Source organism: Acetobacter sp., from assembly GCF_047721705.1.
Taxonomy (GTDB): Bacteria; Pseudomonadota; Alphaproteobacteria; order Acetobacterales; family Acetobacteraceae; genus Acetobacter.
The window spans coordinates 1-2568 of sequence record NZ_JBDNXK010000174.1; the positions used below are offsets into that span (position 1 = coordinate 1).

Genomic DNA, 2568 nt, shown 5'->3' on the forward strand with positions numbered 1-2568 from the left:
GGCCGATCACGAGGCCATTCTTCGGGTGACCGGATGGATCTGTCCCCTCACCCGCGACTGGATCGCCTCTCATAGCCGCGTGCCCACCTTTCTGGCACAATCGACCTCAACCGACCTGTTGTTTTAAGTTTTCCAAGCTTAACGCAATGACCGCAAAGGGGGAATTCTGTTGAAAAAGTCGCATGCTGTGTCGGGTGGATCGGGGCTTGTGAGAAGTTTGATGCGCCTGCCTCCTTCAGGTGGCCCTCTGGAGAGAGAGGAGTGGCACCAGCTTTGCCATTTTACGCAGGTTCTGGGCGGTTGCTGCGAGGAGGAACTCATCTCTGGCGCCATTTGGGCCTCGTAATCGCAGTCGATCCAGTTTGAGTATGCGTTTGAGATGAGCGAATAGCATCTCAACCTTTTTCCTCTGTCTTCGTGATGTCACGTAAGCATCGGTCTGGGCGATGTCCCGCGCCATATCGCGCGCACCTTCATGCACGGACCGCATGATCTTGCGGGCAGGTGTATTCGGAGTGCAGCGCTTCTGGAATTCACATCCACTGCAGTCCTTTACGCGGGCTCGGTAACGAATGAAGCCATCCTTGTCGACACGGGAACGGGGTGTTGTGATGTTCCGATTGGATGTGCGGAGTTGATGACCGCCCGGGCAGGTATAAAAGTCATTCTCATGATCAAATGTGAAAGCAGACCGTGCAAACGTCCCGTCGTTGCGGGCTGACTTGTCAAACACAGGAATGTGCGGTTCGATCCCTTTGTCCTCTACCAGCCATGCGAGGTTTGCGGCATCACCATAAGCACCGTCCGCAGCCAGGCGTTCGGGCCATAAGCCAAAGGTCTGCTGTACCCGTTCAATCATGCGACGTTGTGCTGTAACTTCCGCCTGACGCACTGATGTGGTGGCCTCAACATCGACAATAACAGCATGCCTGAGGTCGATCAGATAATTGGTGCTGTATGAAAAGAAAGCCTGATTGGGCGTGGCTGCAGAATACCGTGCCGCAGGATCTGTGGGAGATAGCCTTTTAGGGACAACGGGTGTCGACGCACCGAATGCGGCATCGTCAAGAACGGCAAGATATTCTTTTACGGCACGCCCTGCCGCATCAGGAGGAAGACTTTCGTCTCCCGGTACAGCCCGCTGTCGATTGGCATCCGCCCGGATCAGGCTGGCGTCGACGGCAAAACCTTCCCCATCGACCAGGCCCGTCTCGATACAGTGCCGGACGGTCATCTCGAACACTTCGCGCAGAAGGTTGCTTTCACGAAAACGGCCATGTCGGTTCTTTGAAAATGTAGAGTGATCTGGAACAGCCCCTTCCAGACCCAACTGACAGAACCATCGATAGGCGAGGTTCAGATGCACTTCTTCGCACAGGCGTCGTTCAGAACGAATGCCCATGCAGTAACCGATCAACAGCATCCGGATGAGAAGCTCGGGATCAATCGAAGGTCGCCCCATTGTACTATAAAACGGGCGAAGGTGTTCGCGAATTCCAGAGAGATCAATCAGCCGGTCAATGGATCGAAGCAGGTGATTGTCTGGTACATGCTGCTCCAAACTGAACCCGTAAAACAGGGTTTCCTGAACCCCGGTTCGTTCACCCATCATTCGCCATACTCCTTGAGTGAAGATGACTGAATCAGGAAGCTATGATTATTTCAAGAGCGACTTTTTCAACAGAATTCAGGCAGTTCAGGTTACTCAGCTGCTTATGCTAGGCATTATTGCTGATTTCCCTGATACGCTTCTTCAGGGCGAACCGGGGTCAATGTCGTCACTTCGATGAAATAACCACCCTTCGCCCGGAAGTAGAAGGACCACGCGCCATGTGCGTTGCGTGGAGCTTGCACCTCCCAGCCGTCGGCGCTTAGGCTCTCATAGAGAGCATCGACGTCCTCGCGAGACTTCTGGATGAAGCCAATGTGCAGGATGTCGAATTGCCTGGGGTAATCAAAGCCTTCGAGCTTGTTATCGAAATGATTGACGATCAGAACCAGCCCATCATTGTCCTGCATGATGGCCATTTTCATCCCACGCACAACGAGAGTGCGCAGGCCGAAATACTGTTCGAACATTGCGCGATCAGCCTCAGTGTCGTGGCTGTAGAGGTTGATATGGTTCAGCTTCATGACTGTGTCTTTCCGTCGGTGAGACGGACACGAGCCGGTCGCAATCTGGACAGCGACGACCGACCACGGACGAGGCCTATCCTCGTCGTGTCCGGCCATGGCCAAGAGCGGGTTTATTCGCTCAAGCGTGACTGTCTCTCCAGAGAGACCACAGGTTGTCACCATACCTGCATCGCTGTCTTTTTAGGCAAACACGACTTTGCTGATGCTAGCAGCAGCGGTCAAGCAGCTTCGTCAATAATGTCCGCTTAGTAGACACTCATTGGGCAACAGAAACGACCGATATGAGGCGAAAGCTGTCTGTCTGTTTCACCCTGTGAGCAGGCATACCGTTATTGCTGGTAAATCCCGCCACATTCGACGTTGCTGGGACAGGCGCGCCAACGACAGGAAATAATCATCCGCCCGTTACAGTCCCTGACGCAGCTTGTACGC

The 2568-nt window shown here is 53.9% G+C and carries 2 protein-coding genes; both read right to left on the minus strand.

Going from position 1 to position 2568, the window contains the following annotated elements; all coding sequences use genetic code 11:
- Positions 1 to 235: 235 nt before the first annotated feature.
- Entirely contained in the window at positions 236 to 1612 is a 1377-nt protein-coding gene (locus ABF824_RS16225) for a transposase (protein ID WP_415489986.1), read from the minus strand.
- A gap of 113 nt (positions 1613 to 1725) precedes the next feature.
- Positions 1726 to 2133 carry a VOC family protein gene (locus ABF824_RS16230; RefSeq protein WP_415489987.1) on the minus strand — a complete coding sequence of 136 codons (408 nt, stop codon included), beginning with the start codon at positions 2131 to 2133 and terminating at the stop codon, positions 1726 to 1728.
- Between the last annotated feature and the right edge of the window lie 435 nt (positions 2134 to 2568).